The organism is Stenotrophomonas sp. KH_052, assembly GCF_057838755.1.
In genome coordinates this window covers 1,114,455-1,135,269 of record NZ_CM174475.1, presented here as the reverse complement: position 1 = coordinate 1,135,269, position 20,815 = coordinate 1,114,455, and the positions used below count along the sequence as shown (strand labels likewise).

General features: G+C 66.5%; 20 protein-coding genes. 14 read left to right on the top strand and 6 right to left on the bottom strand.

The window, feature by feature from the left end; genetic code table 11:
• Positions 1–171 precede the first annotated feature (171 nt).
• A complete protein-coding gene (locus AC3ITW_RS05180) occupies positions 172–1,170 on the top strand; it encodes a polyprenyl synthetase family protein (protein ID WP_004147673.1) in 999 nt (332 codons plus the stop codon).
• A gap of 407 nt (positions 1,171–1,577) precedes the next feature.
• Entirely contained in the window at positions 1,578–2,543 is a 966-nt protein-coding gene (locus AC3ITW_RS05175; protein WP_012510657.1) for an IS110-like element ISStma4 family transposase, read from the top strand.
• 18 nt (positions 2,544–2,561) lie between these two features.
• On the opposite strand, the gene AC3ITW_RS05170 is transcribed toward AC3ITW_RS05175, so the two are convergent.
• Entirely contained in the window at positions 2,562–3,347 is a 786-nt protein-coding gene (locus AC3ITW_RS05170; protein ID WP_100434184.1) for a dienelactone hydrolase family protein, read from the bottom strand.
• A gap of 130 nt (positions 3,348–3,477) precedes the next feature.
• Here AC3ITW_RS05170 and AC3ITW_RS05165 point away from each other — a divergent pair, with 130 nt between their 5' ends.
• Positions 3,478–4,074, top strand: coding sequence for an SMI1/KNR4 family protein (locus tag AC3ITW_RS05165; RefSeq protein WP_100434183.1), 597 nt, complete (start codon positions 3,478–3,480; stop codon positions 4,072–4,074).
• A gap of 121 nt (positions 4,075–4,195) precedes the next feature.
• Here the strand turns inward: AC3ITW_RS05165 and murD are convergent, their stop codons facing one another.
• The 3 genes from murD to AC3ITW_RS05150 all read right to left on the bottom strand — a co-directional run bounded on the left by murD (position 4,196) and on the right by AC3ITW_RS05150 (position 9,612).
• A complete protein-coding gene (murD, locus tag AC3ITW_RS05160) occupies positions 4,196–5,605 on the bottom strand; it encodes a UDP-N-acetylmuramoyl-L-alanine--D-glutamate ligase (protein ID WP_100434182.1) in 1,410 nt (469 codons plus the stop codon).
• Positions 5,586–6,938, bottom strand: coding sequence for a UDP-N-acetyl-alpha-D-muramoyl-L-alanyl-L-glutamate epimerase (murL, locus tag AC3ITW_RS05155; RefSeq protein WP_100467946.1), 1,353 nt, complete (start codon positions 6,936–6,938; stop codon positions 5,586–5,588). Before murL ends, murD begins: the two co-directional genes overlap by 20 nt.
• A gap of 79 nt (positions 6,939–7,017) precedes the next feature.
• Positions 7,018–9,612 (bottom strand): bifunctional aspartate kinase/diaminopimelate decarboxylase, encoded by a 2,595-nt coding sequence (locus AC3ITW_RS05150; RefSeq protein WP_100434180.1) that lies wholly within the window; start codon positions 9,610–9,612, stop codon positions 7,018–7,020.
• Between the two features lie 75 nt (positions 9,613–9,687).
• Between AC3ITW_RS05150 and AC3ITW_RS05145 the strand changes: the two genes are divergently transcribed.
• Both AC3ITW_RS05145 and AC3ITW_RS05140 read left to right on the top strand, forming a co-directional pair.
• Positions 9,688–10,560, top strand: a complete 873-nt coding sequence (locus AC3ITW_RS05145) for a PhzF family phenazine biosynthesis protein (protein WP_012510330.1) — start codon at positions 9,688–9,690, stop codon at positions 10,558–10,560.
• Positions 10,561–10,655: 95 nt separating this feature from the next.
• Positions 10,656–11,534, top strand: a complete 879-nt coding sequence (locus tag AC3ITW_RS05140; protein WP_100434179.1) for a PhzF family phenazine biosynthesis protein — start codon at positions 10,656–10,658, stop codon at positions 11,532–11,534.
• Between the two features lie 80 nt (positions 11,535–11,614).
• On the opposite strand, the gene AC3ITW_RS05135 is transcribed toward AC3ITW_RS05140, so the two are convergent.
• On the bottom strand, positions 11,615–12,046 hold the full coding sequence (locus AC3ITW_RS05135; protein ID WP_004147570.1) for an OsmC family protein: 432 nt from the start codon (positions 12,044–12,046) through the stop codon (positions 11,615–11,617).
• Positions 12,047–12,417: 371 nt separating this feature from the next.
• Between AC3ITW_RS05135 and AC3ITW_RS05130 the strand changes: the two genes are divergently transcribed.
• From AC3ITW_RS05130 to AC3ITW_RS05115, 4 genes are all read left to right on the top strand, one after another.
• Positions 12,418–12,816 (top strand): HU family DNA-binding protein, encoded by a 399-nt coding sequence (locus AC3ITW_RS05130; RefSeq protein WP_012510328.1) that lies wholly within the window; start codon positions 12,418–12,420, stop codon positions 12,814–12,816.
• 253 nt (positions 12,817–13,069) lie between these two features.
• On the top strand, positions 13,070–13,378 hold the full coding sequence (locus AC3ITW_RS05125) for a DUF3861 family protein (protein WP_004147559.1): 309 nt from the start codon (positions 13,070–13,072) through the stop codon (positions 13,376–13,378).
• A 56-nt stretch (positions 13,379–13,434) separates the two neighbouring features.
• Positions 13,435–13,965: a hypothetical protein gene (locus AC3ITW_RS05120; RefSeq protein WP_012510327.1), complete on the top strand. Its 531-nt coding sequence runs from the start codon at positions 13,435–13,437 to the stop codon at positions 13,963–13,965.
• A gap of 82 nt (positions 13,966–14,047) precedes the next feature.
• On the top strand, positions 14,048–14,644 hold the full coding sequence (locus AC3ITW_RS05115; RefSeq protein ID WP_005408439.1) for a YceB family lipoprotein: 597 nt from the start codon (positions 14,048–14,050) through the stop codon (positions 14,642–14,644).
• A 79-nt stretch (positions 14,645–14,723) separates the two neighbouring features.
• On the opposite strand, the gene AC3ITW_RS05110 is transcribed toward AC3ITW_RS05115, so the two are convergent.
• Positions 14,724–15,191, bottom strand: a complete 468-nt coding sequence (locus AC3ITW_RS05110; protein WP_012510325.1) for an SET domain-containing protein — start codon at positions 15,189–15,191, stop codon at positions 14,724–14,726.
• 211 nt (positions 15,192–15,402) lie between these two features.
• On the opposite strand from AC3ITW_RS05110, the gene AC3ITW_RS05105 reads away from it, so the two are divergent.
• From AC3ITW_RS05105 to AC3ITW_RS05085, 5 genes are all read left to right on the top strand, one after another.
• The gene (locus AC3ITW_RS05105; protein WP_012510324.1) at positions 15,403–15,858 is read left to right on the top strand and encodes an SUF system Fe-S cluster assembly regulator; all 456 of its coding nucleotides are present in this window, start codon (positions 15,403–15,405) and stop codon (positions 15,856–15,858) included.
• A 17-nt stretch (positions 15,859–15,875) separates the two neighbouring features.
• On the top strand, positions 15,876–17,351 hold the full coding sequence (gene sufB, locus AC3ITW_RS05100; protein ID WP_100434178.1) for a Fe-S cluster assembly protein SufB: 1,476 nt from the start codon (positions 15,876–15,878) through the stop codon (positions 17,349–17,351).
• Between the two features lie 72 nt (positions 17,352–17,423).
• Positions 17,424–18,188 (top strand): Fe-S cluster assembly ATPase SufC, encoded by a 765-nt coding sequence (sufC, locus tag AC3ITW_RS05095; RefSeq protein WP_004147524.1) that lies wholly within the window; start codon positions 17,424–17,426, stop codon positions 18,186–18,188.
• Positions 18,188–19,450, top strand: a complete 1,263-nt coding sequence (sufD, locus tag AC3ITW_RS05090; RefSeq protein WP_100467944.1) for a Fe-S cluster assembly protein SufD — start codon at positions 18,188–18,190, stop codon at positions 19,448–19,450. The genes sufC and sufD overlap by 1 nt, the downstream gene beginning before the upstream one ends.
• On the top strand, positions 19,447–20,703 hold the full coding sequence (locus AC3ITW_RS05085; RefSeq protein ID WP_489390120.1) for a cysteine desulfurase: 1,257 nt from the start codon (positions 19,447–19,449) through the stop codon (positions 20,701–20,703). Before sufD ends, AC3ITW_RS05085 begins: the two co-directional genes overlap by 4 nt.
• Positions 20,704–20,815 lie beyond the last annotated feature (112 nt).

The window sequence follows — 20,815 nt, the reverse complement described above, 5'->3', positions numbered from 1 at the left end:
CGAAATCCTGATGCCGCAAGCTTAGCGGTGGGTCCCCGGGCTTGGCGCAACCTGCATACGTATTCACGCGGGCGGCAGCCGTGGCCGGGCCAAGGACGTCGGCCAGCCCGGCTTGCGCCCGAATTCACAGGCAACGCCTATAATCAGCGATGAGCCTGAAAGCCTGATCGCATGACCATCACCGAAGACACCCGTCCCGCCCTGGGCCTGCCCCAGATCCAGTCGCTTGCCGCGGCCGACATGGCCGCCGTCGACGCCCTGATCCGGCGCCGGCTGTCCTCGGACGTCGTGCTGATCAACCAGATCGCCGACCACATCATCTCCGCCGGCGGCAAACGCCTGCGCCCGATGCTGGTGATGCTGGCCGGCCATGCGGTCGGCCAGGCCGGCCCGGACCACCACCAGCTGGCGGCGATCATCGAGTTCATCCATACCTCCACCCTGCTGCACGACGACGTGGTGGACGAATCCAGCCTGCGCCGTGGCCGCAGCACCGCCAACGCGCTGTGGGGCAACGCACCGAGCGTGCTGGTCGGCGATTTCCTGTACTCGCGCAGCTTCCAGCTGATGGTCGAGCTGGAGCGCATGTCGGTGATGCAGATCCTGGCCGATGCCACCAACCGCATCGCCGAGGGTGAAGTGCTGCAGCTGCTGCACGTGCACAACCCGGATACCGACGAAGCCGCCTACCTGCGCGTGATCGAGCGCAAGACCGCGGTGCTGTTCGCTGCCGGCACCCGCCTGGGCGCACTGGCCAGCGGCGTGGACGAAGCCACCCAGCAGGCCCTGTTCGACTACGGCATGCACCTGGGCTACGCGTTCCAGATCGCCGACGACGTGCTGGACTATTCGGCCAACGCCGAGGAACTGGGCAAGAACCTGGGCGACGACCTCGCCGAGGGCAAGGCGACGCTGCCGCTGATCCACGCGATGGCCCACTCCGACGACGCCACCCGCGAGCGCCTGCGCACCATCGTGCAGGACGGTGATGCCTCGGCGATGCCGGAAGTGCTGGCCGCAATCCGCGCCACCGGCGGCCTGGAGTACAGCCGTGCGCGTGCCGAGGAATATGCCGAAGCCGCCGAGCGCGCGCTGGACGGCCTTGGCGACAATGATGCCGTGGCCGCACTGCGCGGCCTGGCCCGCTACGCGGTGCAGCGTTCGCATTGACGGGTGAAGGCGTGCCGACCAACGGTCGGCACCCACAATGACCGGTAGGTGCCGACAGTTGGTCGGCACTGAAACATCGGTAGGTGCCGACCGTTGGTCGGCACTGAAACATCGGTAGGTGCCGACCGTTGGTCGGCACACCTTTCACAGCCGAGCATGGCTCGGCTCTTGTGTCTTGGATCGTGCCCTGATCAGGCACAATCCCCCGGTGACCCGGGAGGCTCCGATGACGCTGCCTCGGCTCTTAAGCCTTCGAGCTTGCAAAGTAGATTCAGCGCGTCGGCGGCCTGACACCGCCATGGAACTTGAACGGTATCTTAGGCCCGCCATCGGGTGAGAGCCTGTACTCACAAGGGCAAGTCTGGCGGCTTCCGATCACGATCGTAAGTTCAAGCTGGAGCGAAATCATGCAATTTATCGGCATCGACGCAGCCAAGGCGACTTTTGACATCGCCCTGCCTCTATCTCACGGCAAGTATCGAACCAAGGCCAAACTCCCCAATACGCCAAAGGGTTTTGATGAGCTTCTGGCCTGGCGCGCCAAACATGCGCCGAACGCGGCGGTAGGTATGGAGGCTACAGGCATCTATCACGAGGCCTTGGCTCAAGCACTGGTGGAAGCGGGGGTAGTGGTTCATGTGGCCAATCCCGCCCGAGTAAAGGCGTTTGGGCAGGCGGAGGGGATGCGGACCAAGACTGACCGCAGCGACGCCAAGCTGATTGCCCGGTTTTTTGAGGCACAACGCTCGGAAAAGCTGTATCCCTACGTTCCACCGACGCCCTCGGAGGTGAAGCTGCGCGCCTTGGTACGGCGTCGAGATGACCTCCAGGAAATGCTGCAGATGGAGCACAACCGCCTGGACGTTGCCGATATCTCGGTCCAGCAAGGGATCAAGGATGTGATCCGGACGTTGGAAGAGCAGATCAAGCAGGTCCAGAAGGCGATTGAGGACCATATCGATAACGATCCGGACCTGCGCCGGCGTCATCAACTGCTTACCAGCATCCCCGGTGTAGGCAACACCAGCAGTGCCCAGCTGTTGGCCATGCTGGGGGATCTAAGCAAATACAGCGACGTGCGCCAGGTGGTTGCCCACGCGGGCCTGAATCCGGCCCAGCGTCAATCAGGAAACTACGAAGGCAAATGCCGGATATCACGCGTCGGCGACGCCAATTTCCGCAAAAAGCTGTACATGCCGGCGCTGACCGGGAAGACCCACAACCCCACACTGAAGTCCTTTGCAGACCGGCTCAGCGCGAAAGGCAAGCCCTTCAAGGTCGTCATGTGCGCAGTGATGCGCAAGCTCATCCATCTGATTTGGGGCGTACTGAGAAGTGGCCGACCCTTTGAGCCTGACGTCGCCCTTGCCTAGGCGAGGGCGACACGGTATCTACATGAAGCGTTCCTCAAAGAACGCATCCAGCGCCTTCCACGCGCGCTTGGCCGCCCGTTCGTTGTATTGGCAGCCCGGCGGACTGTTGGCATCACGCTCGGCGAAGCAGTGCACTGCCCCGCTGTAGTTGGTGAATTCCCAATCGACCTTGGCCGCGTTCATTTCCTTCTGGAAACCGGCGATGTCCTCGGCGCTCACGCTCTTGTCATCGGCGCCATTGAGCACCAGCACCGACGGGTGCGTGCCACCGGCCTGGGCCGGCAGCGGCGAACCCAGCCCGCCATGCAGGCTGACCACGCCTGCCAGTGGCGCACCGGCACGGGCCAGCTCCAGCACCGTGGTCCCCCCGAAGCAGAAGCCGACCGCACCGATCCGGCTGGCATCAACCGGCGCCTTGCCGGCCTGCGCCTTGAGCACGTTCACCGCCTCCAGCGCACGCGCACGCAGCAGCGGCCGGTCGTTGCGCAGCTTGGTCGCCACCGGGCCAGCCTCGGCATCGGTCTTGGGCCGCACGCCCTTGCCGTACACATCGGCCACCAGCACCACGTAGTCATCGCCAGCCAGCTGCTTGGCCTTCTCGATGGCCGATTCATTCACGCCCTTCCAGTTCGGCACCATCACCAGCCCGGGGCGCTTATCGTTGTCGCCATCGTCATAGACCAGCACGCCGCTAAAGGTCGTGCCCTGGTGCTTCCACTCCACCGGCTGCGTCTTCATCGCCGCCCACGCCGGCATCGCTGCCAGCCCCAGTACCATCGCCACGCCGCATCGCCAACGATTCATGCGCCTGCTCCGAAAAAAAGGGACGGAGGGGATTAAGCCGTATTCGCCCCTCCCGCGTCGCATTCTGCATTGGCGACGTGACGCAGGTGTGGTTGGATACGACTTAATCCCCTCCGTCCCCTTTTTTCGCATGAACCTGGTTGATCGCTTTCTGTCTGGCCTGATTCCACGCCTGCCTGCCGACGATGCCCCGCAGTGGGCCCACGTGCAGGGCGCCAGCGCCGAAGACCTGCAGCGCCTGCGTGCGCAGTGGCCGCAGGTGCCGGACAGTCTGGTCGCGTTGCTGTCGCGCGTGGATGGCACGCACTTCCGCGAGTACCCCGGTGGGGAGGTCTGCGTGCTGATGCTCGGATCGGACGTGGAGGGCGGTAGCTACCCGTACTACCTGCGTTCGGTGGCGCAGGTCTTCGAGGACCAGCGGCAGTGGGACGACAGCATCCGTTCCATCTACGAAGAGTGGCTGGATGACGAGCCGGAGATTCTGGGTGAAGGCATCGACGCCGATCTTCCGATGAACCGCCGCCTGTGCTTCTCGCACTGCATGAACAACGGCGGCACTTCGATGCTGTACCTGGATTTCGATCCGGCGCCGGGCGGCACAGTCGGCCAGGTGGTGCGCTACCTGCACGATCCGGACAGCTATGCGGTGATCGCGCCGAGCTTCGATGCATATCTGCAGCAGCTGATTGATGGCGATTACGCGTTCATCGACCAGGACGAGGATTGAAACGCAGCCGAGCGTGGGCTCAGCTCTACAGTAGATCCACGCCATGCGTGGATGGATGCGCAGGATCCGCTGCGGTCAGAGCCCTTTCCTGCAGAAAGGAATCCGACCCCGATCCGGCAGATCAGGCGATGCCCAGACCCGGAATCGCGCTGATGCTGTCCGGATCGAAGCCGGCCAGCTCGGCGAAGTGGCGGCCACGCGCCACGTAGTCACGGTACGCACCGAAACTCGGTGCGCCAGGCGACAGCAATATCACCCCGCCCTCAGAACCCAGCGCCGCACGCGCCAAGGCCATCGCCTCCGGCAGATCGCCCGCAGCGTGCAGGCCGAAGCGACCGGCATCGGCCAGCGGCTGCAGCATCGCGTGGATGCGCGGGCCATTGCTGCCCATGGTCACGATCTCCACCGGCGGCACGTCGTGCGCCATGTGCTGCATGAAATCGGTCCAGTCCAGGCCACGGTCGTGCCCGCCCACCAGCAGCGCGATGCGCTGCCCGGCGAAACACTCCAGCGCGGCCAGGCTGGCATGCGGCGTGGTGCTGATCGAATCGTTGACGTAGGTCAGGCCTTCGGCCGCGCCGATGCGCTGCAGGCGGTTCGGCAGCGGGCGGAAATCCTGCACCGCCGGTGCCAGCGCCACCGCATCCAGGCCCAGTGCTTCCAGCGCGGCCAGTACCGCGCACAGGTTGCCGCGGTTGTGGCGGCCCGGCAGCGGTGTGTTGCGGGTGTCGAACACGGCCTGCTCACCGCGATGCACGATGTCACCGCGCATATGCCAGCCCTGCGGCTGGTTGAACCAGATCACCTTGCTATCAGGTAGCGACAGCGCGGCCAGATGCGGATCGGCGGCGTTGAGCACGGCGATGCGCGGTGCGGCTTCAGTCACCAGCTGCAGCTTGTCCTCGATGTAACGCTGTTCGCTGCCATGCCAGTCCAGGTGTTCCGGGAACAGGTTCAGCACCACCGCCACCTGCGGGCGGGCACCACTGCGCGCCACTTCGCCGGTCTGGTAGCTGGACAGTTCCACCGCCCAGTACTCGGGCGCGGGCTGCGGGTCCAGCACTTCCAGCAGCGGCAGGCCGATGTTGCCGACCAGGCCGGTACGGTGGCCGGCCGCTCGCAGCAGGTGCGCGACCAGCGCGGTGGTGGTGCTCTTGCCCTTGGTGCCGGTCACGCACACGGTGTCGTGCACGATGCCATCAGCACCCGCATGCTCGGCAAACCACAGCGCAGTGCCACCGATGAAAGTGGTGCCCTGCGCGGCGGCGGCCAGCGCGATTGGCTGGTAAGGGCTGATGCCCGGCGACTTGATCACCACATCGAAGGCAGCCAGCGCCTCGGCCGACGGCTCACCACGGACGTCCAGCGCACCATGTGTTTCCGCACGCGCTGCCTCGACTTCGGCAGCTGGACAGAACAGGCTCAGGCCAAGCGTGGGCAGGCGCGAATGCAGCACCGCAAACGCGGCACGGCCCTCACGGCCCCAGCCCCACAGCGCAACGCGCTTTCCTTCAAACTTCGAAATCTTCACGTACCCGTTCCCACAGCGCAGCCGGAATACGGTGCTCGCCCTGCAGCTGCAGCAGCGGTGCCAGTTCCAGTTCGGTGGCATCCAGCTGCGGCTGGATCTCATTGCAGAAGCGCTTCACCAGCACGTCTTCCTTCCACTCGGCGCGCTGTGCCAGGGTTGCCATCGCTGCACGCGATTCGCGGCCTTCGCCCACGCACTCGAACGGCTTGTGGTCCTGGAACTCCAGCAGCGCATCGAAGCCGCCGGCCTGCTCGATGTCATCCAGCAGGTTGCGGCCGAAGATGCGCACCAGGCGCGTCTTGGGCATGAACGGGGCCAGCGCCAGGAACACGAAATGGCACTTCGGGCAGACGCCGCACCAGCGGTTCACCGGGCGCTCGCCGAGGATGTGGAAGTTGCGGTTGCAGCTGGAGAAGTGCGCGTCGTAGAAATCGGTCTTGGCGAACTGGCGCGCAACCGCCAGCTCGGACATCGGCCGCAGCAGCGAGTAGTACTGCAGATCGGCGGCCACCTGCTTCTGCACATGGCTGCCGAACGCCTGCTCGAACGCCCAGCCCTTGGACCACTGGTGGTTCACTTCGCCGGTGCCCGGAATCTGGCTGCCGTAGCTGGCCGAACGCTCATTGGAAAACACCACCTGGTCCACGCCCTGCAGCAGCGCGGCCAGCACCATGATCGCCGAGTTCACCGCAGTGACCGGGATATGGCCGTTCCAGGCGCCCTGGCGGTTGAGTTCGAACAACTCCGGCGCCAGCGCGCGGCCCAGGTTCAGCGTCGGCAGGCCGGTGCGTTCGGCGCAGGCACGGATCAGCTGCGAGCCACCGATCCAGGTCACTGTCTCGTCCACGCCGGCACGGCGCAGGGCCTCGATGCTGACCAGCGAATCCTTGCCGCCGCCGATGGCCACCAGCGCGTGCGGCTGCAGGCCCAGCACCGGCGCCGGCACCGCTTCGCCCTGCACCGGCAGGCGGAAGCGGCCGCGCAGGTTCAGGCCGTTGCGGTAGGCAAATTCGCCCAGGCCATTGAGGTAGACCGTCTCCACCAGGGCAGCGGTATCGGCATCGATGGCGTAGCTGTCGATGCTGACCGTCTCCGGCACGCCCGCCTTGTAGTAGCTGACACCGGCGATCAGGTGCAGCAGCTGCAGCGCGCGCTGCACGGCGGCGGTGCGCGCCTGATCCAGCACGAACGGGGCGCCCGGCACGGTGATGGTTTCCACCATCTCCGGGCCATCATCGAAGGCGTAGACCAGCTTGGCCACACCGGTGTCCGCAGCGAACTCGCAGCGGACGAAGCGGAAGCGGGAAACCTGGTGTTTGTCGAAAGCAGTCATGGTGTATCCGGTCAGGCACCTGCCCGCGCGCAGGCGCGGGAGGTGTCGGTGGGCGGGTGCAGAGCGCGGAAGGCAGCGATCACTCGATCACGTCTTCGCGCGGCATCGCCCGCTGGTTGTAGGTGTTGGACATCACGTAGCCGTAGGCACCGGCATCGGCAATCAGCATCACATCGTCCGGCGCGGTCGACACCGGCAGCTTGCGGCGCTTGCCGAACACATCACTGGATTCGCAGATCGGGCCGACCACATCGAAGGCGGCCTCGGCGTAGCCGCCCTGGCGGCTGAGGTTCTCGATGTCATGCCAGGCGTCGTACAGCGCCGGGCGCATCAGGGTGTTCATGCCCGCATCCAGGCCGACCCGGCGTACGCCATCCTTCTCCACCACCTGGGTGGCATGGGTCAGCAGCACGCCGGATTCCGCCACCAGGAAGCGGCCCGGTTCGATCGCCAGGCGGAACGCCGGATGCAGCGCCTTGACCTCGGCCAGGCCCTCGGCCCAGGCATCCAGGTCGAACGGCTCGTCTTCGTCGCTGTACGGAATTGGAAGGCCACCACCGATGTCGATGGTCTGCACGCTGCCGATGCGGCGGGCGAAACCGGCCAGCTCATCGCACATCAGGCGCCAGTGCTGCGCGGTTTCCACGCCGCTGCCCAGGTGCGCATGCAGGCCGACCACGCGGGTGCCCAGTTCGGTAGCCGCGCGCACGAACTCGTCGACGCGGGCAATCGGCAGGCCGAACTTGGAATCCTTGCCGCCGGTACGCACCTTGGCGTGGTGGCCCTCGCCACGACCCAGATCGACGCGCAGCCACAGTTCACGGTTGCGGAACAGGTCCGGCCAGCGCTGCAGGGCTTCGACATTGTCGACGGTGACGGTCACGCCCAGCGCGAATGCCGCTTCGTATTCCTCGCGCGGGCAGAAGCTGGGGGTGAACAGCACGCGCTTGGGCGACAGTTCCGGCAGATGCTGGAACACGTGCTTCAGTTCGCCATGCGATACGCACTCCAGTCCAAAGCCCTCGGCTTCCAGCAGCTGCAGGATGGCCGGATGGCTGTTGGCCTTGATCGCGTAGTAGCGCTGGTCGATCGGCTTGATTGCCGCCAGCGCACGGGCACGGGCACGTACGGTCGGCAGATGGTAGACGTAGCGCGGCGTACCGGCATCGGCCAGCTGCAGCAGGTGCGCACGCTGGCCACGCCACCACGGCGTACCACGCGGGCGCACTGTACCGGCAATCTCACGCCAGCGCGGGCCGAACACTTCGGTCTCTTCCACCGGCATCGCGCCACTGTCGATCAGCTCGGCGTGCAGGATCGGCAGCAGGCCATCGGCATCGGCTTCGTCGATGACGAAGGTCAGGTTCAGGTCGTTGGACGACTGCGAGATCATGTGCACGCGTTCGCGGCCGAAGGTCGCCCACACGTCCGACAGCTTGTGCAGCAGCGAGCGCATGCCGAGGCCGACCAGGGTGATCGCCGCGCACGGCACGATCACCTTCACCTTGCAGATCTGCGACAGATCGGCCGACAGCGCGGCCAGCACATCGGTGTTGACCAGGTTCTCGGACGGATCCAGCGATACGGTGACGTTGGTCTCGGCCGAACCAATCAGGTCCACCGACAGGCCATGCTTCTTGAACAGATTGAACACGTCGGCCAGGAAGCCGACCTGCTGCCACATGCCGATGCCTTCCATCGACACCAGCACGATGCCGTTGCGGCGGCTGATCGCCTTCACCCCCGGCACTGGTGCGGCATTGCCGTCGATGCTGGTGCCCGGCAGTTCCGGGCGCTCGGTATCGAGAATGGCCATCGGCACGCCGGCATCACGGCACGGCTTGATCGAACGCGGGTGCAGCACCTTGGCACCGGTGGTGGCGATTTCCTGCGCTTCGTAATAGTCCAGCCGGGTCAGCAGCCGCGCGTCCGGAACGTCCTTGGGATTGGCGCTGAACATGCCCGGCACGTCGGTCCAGATCTCCACGCGGCTGGCGCCGAGCAGCGCACCGAAGTACGCCGCCGAGGTATCCGAACCACCACGGCCGAGGATGGCGGTGCCGCCGTCGGCGTGGCGCGAGATGAAGCCCTGGGTGATCAGCAGCCGGGTCGGCTGCGCGCGGAAGCGCTGCGCCCAGGCGGCATCGGCACGCCATTGGCAATTCACCGACAGGCGCTGCGACCAGTCGCTCTGGTTCGGCTGTGGCGGCAGTGCATCCAGCCACTGGCGGGCATCCATCCAGCCGAAATCCAGGCCGCTGGCACGCAGATAGGCCGCACCCAGGCTGGAGGACAGCAGTTCGCCCTGGCCCAGTACTTCAGCCTGCCAGTCCAGCGGACGGGCAACGGCACGCGGGTCATCGAGCAGGCCCTGCAGCACGGCCAGTCGTTCGGCCAGCACCTCGGCGCCCAGCTCCAGTTCCTGCAGGAAGCCCTGGTGGCGCTCGACCAGCGCGGCCACGCGATCACGGCTGTCCGGCGCGCCATCGGCAATCGCGGTCAGTTCGTTGGTGACCCCGGACAGCGCCGAAACCACCACCAGCACGCGCGAGCCGGTCTCTTCCGCGCGTTTTTTCGCCAGCTTCCCGATCGTGTCCCAGCGGTGACGACGCGACACCGAGGTGCCGCCGAACTTCAGTACGATCCAACGATCGACAAGGGGGGAAGCTGACATGGATTGGCTATGTAGAATGTGGGGAAGCCGCCCTTGGGGGCGGAACCTTTGATTCTAAGCGCAATATCCCCGTAGATGGCCGTCCTCCGTTACCTGCAGCTCGATGTCTTCGCCCCCCGCCCCGGTACCGGCAACCCACTGGGTGCCGTGCTGGACGCCGACGATCTCTCCGGCGAGCAGATGCAGGCCCTGGCGGCCTGGCTGAACCTGTCCGAGACGGTGTTCTTCCTGCGCCCCAGCGCGCCCGGTGCCGACTATCACATCCGCATCTTCACCCCGACCCGTGAACTGGCCTTCGCCGGCCACCCCAGTGTTGGCGCGGCCTGGACGGCGGTGACCTGCGGCCTGGCCCAGCCGCGCGAGGGTGCGCTGGTACAGCAGTGCGCCGCAGGGTTGCTGCCGGTACGGGTGAGCGGCCCGGCTGAGGCGCTGCAGGTCCAGCTGGCCAGCCCGCCGGCGCGGCAACGGGCGACGACAGCCAACGGGGTACCCGAAGCGCTGCTGGCCCTCGCCGCCAACGGGCATGCGCCGGAACTTTGGGACAACGGCGCGCGCTGGTGGCTGCTGCCGCTGCGCGATGCCACCACCGTACGCAACCTGGTGCCGGACATGGCCGCCCTGCGTGACTGGAGCCTGGCCACCGACGCAACCGGCGTGGCCGTGTTCGCTGATGAAGCCGGCACCGACCATTCCCGCGTGGTGCGCGCGTTCTGCCCCGCCGATGCGGCCAGCGTGCCGGAGGATCCGGTGACCGGCAGCGCCAACGCCCTGATCGGCGCCTGGCTGCGGCAACGCAGTGCCCTGCCCGGCCGCGTCGGCACTTATGTGGCCAGCCAGGGCCGCGAAGTCGGCCGCGATGGCCGAGTGCAGGTAGAAGTCGATGCAGAGGGCACGGTGTGGATCGGCGGCCAGGTGCAGCCAGTCATCGACGGCAACATCCGCTGGTAGCGCCGGGCCAGGCCAGTCGGCCTTGCCGCGCTGCGCGCTCGCGGGGCATGGCCCCGCGCTACCGTATCCCCCTTCATTCCTGGAGTTTCGCCCCGATGACTAGCCGCCGTTTCCTGCAGCTGGATGTGTTCTCGCCGCGCCCCGGCGCGGGCAATCCGCTGGCCGTGGTACTCGATGCCGAAGGCCTGGACGACGCCAGCATGCAGGCCATCGCGCGCTGGACGCGCCTGCCGGAAACCACCTTCGTGTTCCCGCCGGAGGCGGCCGGCGCCAGCTATCGGCTGCGCATGTTCAGCCCGCAGAAGGAAGTGCCGTTCGCCGGCCACCCCAGCGTCGGCACCGCGCATGCGGTACTGCAGGCCGGACTGGCCGCGCCGGTCGACGGCATGCTGGTGCAGGACGGCATTGCCGGCGTGCTGCCGCTACGCGTCAGTGGCGAGGCTGCGCAGCAGCGCATCGCCATCCGCACCCCGCGCGCGCAGCTGGCCGAGACCGCCGAGGCCACCGATCCACGCCTGCAGCCGGCCCTGAAGGGCTGGCCGCTGGGCACGCTGCCGCCGGCACGCATGCAGGGCGGGCGCAGCTGGTGGGTGGTGCAGGCGGCCGATGAGGCCGCATTGCGTGCCCTCCGTCCGGACTGGGACGCGGTCGCCGAGTTGGCCGAATCCACCGACAGCATGGGCGTGTTTGCCTATGCCTTCAGCGATGGCAGCGAGGGGTTCGACCTCGCGGTGCGCGCCTTCGTCGGCAACGGCCGTCGCTTCGAAGACGCCGCTTCCGGCGCAGCCAACGCCGTGCTCGCCGCATGGCTGGACCTGCGCGACGCCCTGCCCCGTGGCGGCGCACCGTTTGAAGTCAGCCAGGGCCGTGAAGTCGGCCACGATGCGCGCTTGACCCTTTTCGTCGATGAAGACGGTGAAGTCTGGTCCGGTGGCCAGGTGCAGACAGTGATTGCCGGCACCATTGATTGGTGATCCCGTACGGCGTGGTAGCGCCGGGCCATGCCCGGCGTCTTTCCGCTGCGCTCGCCGGGCATGGCCCGGCGCTACCGACCTCAACCCAACTCGGCTTCCAGGCTGATCGGCACCGCGCTCAGCGCCTTGGACACCGGGCAGTTCTGCTTGGCGTCATCGGCAATGGCACGGAACTGCCCCGCATCGATGCCCGGCACCACGGCCTTCACTTTCAGCCGGATCTGCGACAGCTGCGGGCCACCTTCCAGTGACAGATCGACCTTGGCCTCGGTATCCAGCGAGGTCGGGGTGAAGCCGGCTTCGCCGAGCTTGGCCGACAGCGCCATGGTGAAACAGCCGGCGTGCGCGGCAGCGATCAGCTCTTCCGGGTTGGTGCCTTTTTCGTCGCCGAAACGGCTGTTGAAGCCATAGCGGGTCTTGTCCAGCAGGCCACTCTGCGGCGTGCTCAACTGTCCCTTGCCGGACTTCAGATCGCCTTCCCAGTGCGCGGTGGCGTGTCGCGAGATTCCCATGTGCTGCTCCTGCGTGGCGGTGATGAACGTTTACCCTCGCACGCCATGCGTTAGCCCTGCGTCGCTCCGCCGCACGCCAGACGTCACCCTGGCCGCAGGCACGTGGACACTTCCTCGCCAGCAGAACGCGTATTTTTCCCTTGTTTTCAGTGATTTCGCGCATCCCTGTGCTACCGGGACGAGCATTGCCGGCCGCACCGCGGCACCCCCAGCCCCCACCACCGGCCATGTACTGAATCGGCCTGGATATGAAAAAACATGCACTTTCCGCACTCCAGGCTATTGGCGGCGCCCGAGAGTTGCCCTACATTGCGCTTGCCGACGGGGTTCGGCGCCGACCAAACAACCAACCGTTCACGGAACAGGAAACCATGGCAAAGACCGCTAAGAAGGCTGCCCCGAAGAAGGCAGTGAAGAAAGTCGCGACGAAGGCAGCCGCCAAGCCGGCCGCTCCGAAGCCGATCAAGGAAGTGCTGACCAAGTCCGGCCTGGTTGCACACATCGCTGAAGCCTCCGGCGTCATCGCCAAGGACGTCCGCGCTGTGCTGGCCTCGCTGGAAAGCGCTGTCGCCTCCTCGGTGCACAAGAAGGGCGCTGGCTCGTTCACCCTGCCGGGCCTGCTGAAGATCAGCACCGTCAATGTGCCGGCCAAGCCGAAGCGCAAGGGCATCAACCCGTTCACCAAGGAAGAACAGTGGTTCGCCGCCAAGCCGGCCACCACCAAGCTGAAGGTGCGTCCGCTGAAGAAGCTGAAGGACGCTGCGCTGTAAGCGCGCGCCCCGAAGCGGATTCCGACGGGACGGCTCAGGCCGTCCCGTTTTTTTTGTCCGAACCGCAGGCCGCAACACAGCGTTGCCGCAGCCAGCGGATTGCCCGCACAGGCCCGCCGCCGTTGGATGAGCGCGCGTTCTGCACGCACGGAACGTACCGGGTGGAACACTGCGTGCAGCGCCGGCCATCGCTGCCGACCGTGGCCTTGCCTATCGTGGGCACATCCTCCACAGCTACGGCGAGCACACCCTCATGGCCAGCCCCTCCACCCGCTACCGGATCTCGGTGACCCCCATCGAAAAGGACGGGGTGCAGTGCACCGGGCGCTGCACCATCGAACTGGAGCATCGCGCCAGCCGCGACCTGATGCGCCTGCTGGAAGCTGCACCGCGCACCGCCGGGCTCAGCGGCGATGAGCGTGCGACAGTCGTGATCGCCACCCAGCTGCTGCGCGATATCGTGCAGCGCCACGCCGAAACCGAAGGCCACGCACTGGCCGCAATCGCCACGCAGGTACTGCCGGCGCTGGATGCGCTGGAACAGCTGCCGTCCTCCCGCTGAGACCGGCGCAGCCGATACACTGCCCTCCTTCACGTCGCCTCGGGGAGGAGGCAGGCATGCGCAGGTTCCTGTTGTTGATCGCGCCGCTGGTGCTGTTCGGCTGTTCGCGGCCGGAGGCGCAACCGGATCCAACCGCTCCCCCTGCGCAGCCGCCGGCTCCGGCCGCTGCCAGTGCAGAGGCCGAAGCGCCCGCACTGCAAGCCACCGCGGTCGACCCGCTGTTTGCCGCCGTCACGGCCGAAGCCGAGCTCCCGGCCGCGATGCTCAATCGCTATGTCATGGCCCTGCTCAACCGTGACCACAAAGGCGCCGATGCCGCCTGGACCTTCCCGCCCCGCGATGCACGAAGCGCGGACGACGCCGCGTTGCGCCAGCTGGAGAACGTCCGCAGCCTGCGTTTGACGACCGGGTCGCCGATCGCCCGCGATGGTCACCAGCCACCACAGCTGCTGGAGATCCCGGTACAGGTCCGTGCAGCAACCACCCAGGGCACGTTCCGCTTCGGCGGCTGGTACCGGGTGCAGCCCAGCAGCGATGGCCGCGCCTGGCAGATCCAGTCGGCGCAACTGCGGCCAACGCTGGACTGAACCGTTGCAGCGGCATGCACGCACGATTCAGCCGGCAAGGCTACTCTTTGCTCCATCCATTCCGCATTCACCGGTCACCGCCATGCGCCTGCGTTCCCTGATGACCCGCCTTGCCGCCTCCACCGTACTGATCGCCGCGGCGATCGGTGCGCAGGCCGCCCCTTCCATTTCCGGCCGTGAACTGTCGGTCGGCGCCAGCGATGTGCAGCAGTACCTCGATGGCAGTTTCCCGCGCACCCAGGATGCGCTGGGTGGCCTGATCGCGCTGACCATGAGCCATCCGCAGCTGAGCCTGCCGGCCGGCGAACGACTGAACCTGGGCATGGATGTGGCGCTGGCGACCGCTGGCGGCAACCCGGCCAAGCTCGGTACGGTGAAGCTCAGCAGCGGCCTGCGCTACGACGCACAGACCCAGGGCTTCCACCTGCAGCAGCCCAGCGTCGATGACTTCACTCCGGCCAACCAGGGCGGTCGCCTCGACTCGCGTACCCGCGGCCTGCTCAATGCCTGGCTGAGCGACTACGCCCAGCGCGAGCCGATCTACAAGCTGGACCCGGCCGTGGCCGGCGTGCTCGGTGCGCTGCAGGTGCAGTCGGCACAGGTGAAGAACGGCAAGCTGGTGGTCACCTTCAACCAGAACCTGGGCAACCTGGTGCCGGCAGGCGTGCTCGGAAAATAAGGTAGCGCCGGGCCATGCCCGGCGGCTTCTGATTCTCCCGCGCACCGCGATCGCCGGGCATGGCCCGGCGCTACCGCAATCAGCGCTTGGGCTGCAGCATGGTGCCGGTGCACTTGGGCGAGCCGCAGCGGCACTCCCAGATCTTCTTCAGCTTGGCCGTATGGCGCTCGGCCAGGGTGATGCCGTAGTTGTAGGTCAGCTCTTCGCCGGCCTGGATATCGCGCAGCGCCTCGATGAAGACCTTGTCGCCGCGGCTGTCGCCGTCTTCGTCTTCCTCGATCACCGCCTCGCAGTTCGGGTCGCAGCTGTGGTTGATCCAGCGCGCGTCGTTGCCCTTGTAGTTGGCATCGATCACCCAGTCGTCGTTGAGGGTGAACAGGAAGGTATGGCCACTTTCAACATCGCCGCTGTCATCGGCATCGACGTCGCCGTGGCTGCGCAGCAGGCCCTTGTACTGGATCACGCGCTCGCCCTGCTTGATCGGGGCCACGGAAAACACACCGTTGCCGTGGATGGCGGACTTGCGGGCTTGGATCTTCTTGGGCATCGGCAAGGGAGGTCTGCAACGAAAGGAACGTTGATTCTCGCCCATTCCGGGTGATTGCGAAAATCATCCCGTTGGCTCAGCATTGGCGCCCTGGCATCGGCCCCGGTGAGTGCTCCCGGCCCGGCCCCCAGCGCCGGCTGAATTCCCGGCTTGGATGGCGGCGAATAAAAGCGTACAATTTCAGTCCGCTTTAAGAACCACTCGCATCCCCATGTTGCGCGTCACCAAACTCACCGATTACGCCACCGTGGTACTGACCGTACTCGCCGCCCGCCCGGGCGAGGTGCTCAGTGCCACCGAACTGGCCGAATTCACTGGTCTGGAACCGCCGACCGTCAGCAAGGTGCTCAAGCCGCTGGCCCAGGCCGGCCTGGTCGAGGGCCTGCGTGGCGTCCGTGGCGGCTACCGCCTGACCCGCGCGGCCATCGAGATCTCGCTGTTCGAAGTGGTCGAAGCGATGGAAGGGCCGCTGGCCCTGACCGAATGCAGCCACGACCACCACCAGTGCGGCATGGCGCCCAAGTGCGGTGCGCGCAGCAGCTGGCGGCTGATCAACGACGTGGTCTCCGAGGCCCTGCGCGACGTCACCCTCGCCCAGATCCTGCCCCCTCTCCCCCTTGCCGATGACGAACAGCGCCGCACCATCGCTGTCGACGTCGTCTCCTGATCCGTAGGCAGCCCCCCATGGCCACCGAAACCATCGAAAACGTCGCCAGCGACGACACCCCCAACCGCGAGATCCACGAGCAGCTCGGCCGCAAGTATTCGGCCGGCTTCATCACGGACATCGAATCGGATTCCCTTCCCGCAGGCCTCGACGAGGACACCATCCGTGCCCTGTCGGCCAAGAAGGAAGAGCCGGAATGGATGACGCAGTGGCGCCTGGACGCCTACCGCCACTTCCTGACCATGCCGATGCCGAACTGGGCCAAGCTGCAGATCGCGCCGATCGATCTGCAGGCGCTCAGCTACTACTCCGCGCCGAAGGGCCCGAAGTACGCCTCGCTGGACGACGTGCCGAAGGAACTGCTGGATACCTACGACAAGCTGGGCGTGCCGCTGCACGAGCGCGCCAAGCTGGCCGGCGTGGCGGTCGACGCGGTGTTCGACTCGGTGTCCGTCGGTACCACCTTCCGCAAGGAACTGGCCGAGAAGGGCATCGTGTTCTGCTCGATGTCCGAGGCGATCAAGGAGCATCCGGAGCTGGTCAAGCAGTACCTCGGCACCGTGGTGCCGGTCGGCGACAACTATTTCGCCGCGCTCAATTCGGCGGTGTTCTCCGATGGCAGCTTCGTGTTCATCCCCAAGGGCGTGCGTTGCCCGATGGAGCTGAGCACCTATTTCCGCATCAACGCCGGCCACACCGGCCAGTTCGAGCGCACGCTGATCATCTGCGAGGACAAGGCCTACGTGTCCTACCTGGAAGGCTGCACCGCGCCGATGCGCGATGAGAACCAGCTGCACGCCGCCGTGGTCGAGCTGGTCGCGCTGGAAGATGCGGAAATCAAGTACTCCACGGTGCAGAACTGGTACCCGGGCGACGAGAACGGCGTCGGCGGCATCTACAACTTCGTCACCAAGCGTGCCGAATGCCGTGGCGCGCGCAGCAAGGTCACCTGGACCCAGGTCGAGACCGGTTCGGCGATCACCTGGAAGTACCCGTCCTGCGTGCTGCTGGGCGATGACTCGGTCGGTGAGTTCCACTCGGTGGCACTGACCCATCACCGCCAGCAGGCCGACACCGGCACCAAGATGATCCACGTCGGCAAGCGCACCAAGAGCAAGATCATCAGCAAGGGCATCAGCGCTGGCCGTGGCCAGAACACCTACCGCGGCCTGGTCCGGGTCGACCGCAACGCCGATGGCGCGCGCAACTACACCCAGTGTGATTCGCTGCTGATCGGCAAGCAGTGCGGTGCGCACACCTTCCCCTACATCGAGGTGAAGAACCCGGGCGCCACGGTCGAGCACGAGGCCACCACCTCCAAGATCTCCGACGACCAGCTGTTCTACTGCCGCGCTCGTGGCATCAGCCAGGAAGACGCGGTGTCGATGATCGTCGACGGCTTCTGCAAGCAGGTGTTCCGCGAACTGCCGATGGAGTTCGCGGTGGAAGCCAAGAAGCTGCTGGAAGTCTCGCTGGAAGGCTCGGTGGGCTGACCGCCCGCCGCCCCTCGCACAACGCATTCTCTTTACCGGCGGGCCACGGCCCGCACCACGGAAATCCCCATCATGCTGAAGATCGAAAACCTCCACGCCCGCATCGGCGACAAGGAAATCCTCAAGGGCCTGTCGCTGGAAGTGAAGCCCGGCCAGGTGCACGCCATCATGGGCCCCAACGGCGCCGGCAAGTCCACCCTGGGCAATGTCCTGGCAGGCCGCGACGGCTATGACGTGACCGAAGGCAGCGTGCAGTTCGAAGGCACCGACCTGCTGGACCAGGACCCGGAAGCGCGCGCCGCCGCCGGCCTGTTCCTGGCGTTCCAGTACCCGGTGGAAATCCCCGGCGTGAACAACACCTACTTCCTGCGCGCCGCGCTCAATGCCCAGCGCAAGGCACGCGGCGAGGAAGAGCTCGATTCCATGCAGTTCCTCAAGCTGGTGCGGCAGAAGCTGGCCGTGCTGCACCTGAAGGACGAACTGCTGCACCGTGGCGTCAACGAAGGCTTCTCCGGTGGCGAAAAGAAGCGCAACGAGATCTTCCAGCTGGCCGTGCTGGAGCCGAAGCTGGCCATCCTGGACGAGACCGATTCGGGCCTGGACATCGACGCACTGAAGAGCGTGGCCGACGGCGTCAACGCACTGCGCAGCGCCGACCGCTCGTTCCTGGTCATCACCCACTACCAGCGCCTGCTGGACTACATCAAGCCGGACGTGGTGCACGTGCTGGCCGACGGCCGCATCGTCAAGAGCGGTGGCCCGGAACTGGCGCTGGAGCTGGAAGCGCACGGCTATGACTTCCTGAAGGATCGCGTGGTGCGCGAGGCGGCGGTCTGATGAGCGCCCTGCTCGACTCGATGGCCCAGGCCTTCTGCGGCAGCGATGCGCGCCGCGAAGTGCTGGATGCGGCCCTGCGCGATGGCCTGCCGGCCGCCCGCAACGAAGCCTGGAAGTACACCTCGCTGCGCCAGCTGGAGCGCCGTGCATTCGCCGCGGCACCGCTGCAGGGCCCGGCCCTGGACGTCGCGCTGCTGGAAGACATTCCGGCGCCGCGCCTGGTGTTCGTCAACGGTCGCCTGGATGCCACGCTGAGCGACGTGCAGGCGTTGCCGGCCGGCGTGCAGCTGCAGCCGCTGTCGGCCGCGCTGGCGGACGGTGAGGATGCCGTGCGTTTCCTTGGCCGCCGTTACGAGCGCAGCGAAGAAATCTTCGCCCGACTCAACGCCGCCCTGGCCGATGAAGGCGTGGTCCTGCGCGTGGACGAAGGCGTACAGGTCGAAGCCCCCCTGCAGCTGGTGTTCGCCAGCGTGGCCGGCGACACCGACCTGGCCTGGCATCACCGCCACCTGATCGAACTGCGTGCCGGCGCACAGCTGGGCGTGGTCGAGCACCGCTTCAGCGTCGGCGATGCCGCCCATCTGGACAACACCGTGCTGCATGCCCACGTCGCCCGTGACGCGGTGCTCCAGCATGCCCGCATCCAGGCCGGCAGCGCGCGCCAGACCAGCTTCCTGCGCACCGATGCGGTGCTGGCCCGCGACGCGCAGTACCACCGCGTCGACCTGGAGCTGGGTGCCGCGCTCAGCCGCCATGAACTGAACGTGCGTCTGGAAGGCGACAACGCCCACCTGACCGCCAATGGCGTGCTGCTCGGCAATGGCCGCCGCCACGTCGAGACCCGCCTGGGCATCGACCACATCGCGCGCGATACCAACTGCGAGCTGCTGTGGCGCGGCGTTGCGGCCAACCGCAGCCGCGTGGTGTTCCATGGCGGCATCCAGATCCGCGAAGGCGCCGACGGCACCGATGCCAACCTGTCCAACAAGAACCTGCTGCTGTCGCCCGACGCCGAGATCGACACCCAGCCGACGCTGGTGATCGACGCCGATGAGGTGAAGGCCGCGCACGGCGCGACCGTCGGCCAGCTCGATGCCAATGCGCTGTTCTACCTGCGCACGCGCGGCCTGCCGCAGGCGCAGGCGCAGGCACTACTGAGTGCCGCGTTCTGCCACGAGCCGCTGAAGGTGCTGCCCGACGCGCTGCGCTCGCAGCTGGCGCGTCGCCTGGACAAGGCCCTGGCCGAGGCAGGTGTGGCATGAACCTGTCCTCGCCGCGACCGATCGAAGAACGCACCGGCAGCCCCGACTGGGACCGCGTCCGCCTCGACTTCCCGCTGCTGATGCGCGAAGTGCACGGCAAGCCGCTGGTCTATTTCGACAATGCCAACACCGGCCAGAAGCCGGTGCAGGTGATCGGCGCGGTGGACGAGTTCTACCGCCGCTACAACGCCAACGTCAGCCGTGCCGTACATGCGCTGGGCAGCGAAGCCACCGACGCCTATGAAGGCGCGCGAAACAAACTGGCGCGCTTCCTCAACGTGCGCCCCAGCGACCTGGTGCTGTGCAGCGGCACCACCTTCGCCATCAACCTGGTGGCGTACTCGTGGGCCCTGCCACGGCTGAAGGCCGACGACGTGATCCTGATCACGCGCATGGAGCACCACGCCAACATCGTGCCGTGGCAGCTGGTCGCGCAGCGTACCGGCGCCACCATCCGCGTGGCCGAGATCACCCCCGATGGTGCGCTGGACCTGGACGCGTTGCGCGCGGCGATGACCCCCGAGGTCAAGCTGCTCGCCGTCACGCACGTGTCCAACGTGCTGGGCACGGTCAATCCGGTGCGCGAGATCTGCCGTGAAGCACGCAAGCGCGGCATCATCACCGTGGTCGACGGCTCGCAGGCGGTGCCGCACCGCAAGGTCGACGTCGCTGCGATCGGCTGCGACTTCTACGCCATCACCGGCCACAAGATGTGCGGGCCGACCGGTACCGGCGCACTGTGGGCCCGTCGCGAGCACCTGGACGCGATGCCGCCGTTCCTCGGCGGCGGTGAGATGATCAAGGAAGTCAGCTTCGACGGCACCGTGTTCAACGATGCCCCGCACAAGTTCGAAGCCGGCACCCCGAACATCGCCGGATTCATCGGCCTGGGCGTAGCCGCCGACTACCTGCAGCAGCTCGGCCAGGAGAACGTGGAAGCACGCGAAGCCGAACTGCTGGCGCATTTCACCGAAGAGCTGCGCCGTGTCGACGGCCTGCGCATCATCGGCGAAGCGCCGGAAAAAGCCGCCGTGGTCTCGTTCCTGATCGACGGCGCGCATGCGCACGACCTTGCGACCCTGCTCGACCTGGAAGGCGTGGCCGTGCGCTCGGGCCAGCACTGCGCACACCCGCTGCTGCAGTACTTCGGCGTCGCCGCCACCTGCCGTGCCTCGTTGGCGTTCTACAACACGCACGCCGAGATCGAGCGCTTCATGACCGCGTTGACCAAGGTGCGCAAGCTGCTGGGGTGAGATTCCCTGGCCAGCCGGAAGCCGAGAACGCCGCGGGAAACCGCGGCGTTTTTCATGGCGGCGCCAATGGCAGGATCGAAGACACGCAGAGCTCCGCAGGCCATGGCACATC

Coding starts and splice junctions, on each gene's coding strand:
- AC3ITW_RS05145 (WP_012510330.1), top strand. CDS start 9,688: ATGGCCGTCCTCCGTTACCTGCAGCTCGATGTCTTCGCCCCCCGCCCC.
- AC3ITW_RS05140 (WP_100434179.1), top strand. CDS start 10,656: ATGACTAGCCGCCGTTTCCTGCAGCTGGATGTGTTCTCGCCGCGCCCC.
- sufD (WP_100467944.1), top strand. CDS start 18,188: ATGAGCGCCCTGCTCGACTCGATGGCCCAGGCCTTCTGCGGCAGCGAT.
- AC3ITW_RS05110 (WP_012510325.1), bottom strand. CDS start 15,191: ATGCCCAAGAAGATCCAAGCCCGCAAGTCCGCCATCCACGGCAACGGT.
- AC3ITW_RS05135 (WP_004147570.1), bottom strand. CDS start 12,046: ATGGGAATCTCGCGACACGCCACCGCGCACTGGGAAGGCGATCTGAAG.
- AC3ITW_RS05170 (WP_100434184.1), bottom strand. CDS start 3,347: ATGAATCGTTGGCGATGCGGCGTGGCGATGGTACTGGGGCTGGCAGCG.
- AC3ITW_RS05180 (WP_004147673.1), top strand. CDS start 172: ATGACCATCACCGAAGACACCCGTCCCGCCCTGGGCCTGCCCCAGATC.
- sufB (WP_100434178.1), top strand. CDS start 15,876: ATGGCCACCGAAACCATCGAAAACGTCGCCAGCGACGACACCCCCAAC.
- sufC (WP_004147524.1), top strand. CDS start 17,424: ATGCTGAAGATCGAAAACCTCCACGCCCGCATCGGCGACAAGGAAATC.
- AC3ITW_RS05165 (WP_100434183.1), top strand. CDS start 3,478: ATGAACCTGGTTGATCGCTTTCTGTCTGGCCTGATTCCACGCCTGCCT.
- AC3ITW_RS05130 (WP_012510328.1), top strand. CDS start 12,418: ATGGCAAAGACCGCTAAGAAGGCTGCCCCGAAGAAGGCAGTGAAGAAA.
- murL (WP_100467946.1), bottom strand. CDS start 6,938: ATGACTGCTTTCGACAAACACCAGGTTTCCCGCTTCCGCTTCGTCCGC.
- AC3ITW_RS05150 (WP_100434180.1), bottom strand. CDS start 9,612: ATGTCAGCTTCCCCCCTTGTCGATCGTTGGATCGTACTGAAGTTCGGC.
- AC3ITW_RS05120 (WP_012510327.1), top strand. CDS start 13,435: ATGCGCAGGTTCCTGTTGTTGATCGCGCCGCTGGTGCTGTTCGGCTGT.
- AC3ITW_RS05125 (WP_004147559.1), top strand. CDS start 13,070: ATGGCCAGCCCCTCCACCCGCTACCGGATCTCGGTGACCCCCATCGAA.
- AC3ITW_RS05115 (WP_005408439.1), top strand. CDS start 14,048: ATGCGCCTGCGTTCCCTGATGACCCGCCTTGCCGCCTCCACCGTACTG.
- AC3ITW_RS05105 (WP_012510324.1), top strand. CDS start 15,403: ATGTTGCGCGTCACCAAACTCACCGATTACGCCACCGTGGTACTGACC.
- AC3ITW_RS05175 (WP_012510657.1), top strand. CDS start 1,578: ATGCAATTTATCGGCATCGACGCAGCCAAGGCGACTTTTGACATCGCC.
- AC3ITW_RS05085 (WP_489390120.1), top strand. CDS start 19,447: ATGAACCTGTCCTCGCCGCGACCGATCGAAGAACGCACCGGCAGCCCC.